Source organism: Serratia sp. DD3 (assembly GCF_000496755.2).
In genome coordinates this window covers 1-563 of the sequence record NZ_AYKS02000070.1, presented here as the reverse complement: position 1 = coordinate 563, position 563 = coordinate 1, and the positions used below count along the sequence as shown (strand labels likewise).

The following is a 563-nucleotide window of genomic DNA, read 5'->3' as shown; positions in this document are numbered from 1 at the left end:
GGTATGGATGGGGGGAGTGGCGGTGGTGGCGGTGCCGGTATCGTGCTGACAGGGACCGGCACCACCACGGTGAATAATAATATTTTTGGTGGTTCGGGGGGTAATGGCGGCCCTGCTGCTGGTAGTGGTGCTGGTTCTGGCTTTGGTGGTGGAGGTGGTAGTGGTCTGATGAGTACTGGCGTCAGTATTACTAATAGCCGGACCATTACCGGGGGCACTGGTGGTACTGGAGCAAGTGGTACTTTTACTGCAACTAGTCGTTCTGGTGGGGTCGGTGGCGCAGGGATAACCGGGTCATCATTGACTATCACCAACACCGGAACTATTCAGGGGGGGAGTGGCGGAGCAAGTGGCACGGGTGCCACAGGTACACAGGGGGCACTGGCGGCGGGTGGCGTTGGTATCACTGGCAGTAATATGACCATCATTAACACCGGTACTATCAGTGGTGGTCTAACTAGCACCGGTGGTGCGCGCAGCAATGCCATTGCATTTACTACGGGTACTAATCGCCTCGAGTTACGGGCGGGCCACACGATTAACGGTAATGTCGGGGGGGGGGG

Annotated in this window: 1 pseudogene; it reads left to right on the top strand. The window is 57.5% G+C overall.

The features are described from left to right. Positions 1-563: pseudogene (locus tag IO95_RS25615) on the top strand (hypothetical protein); the annotation flags it as partial.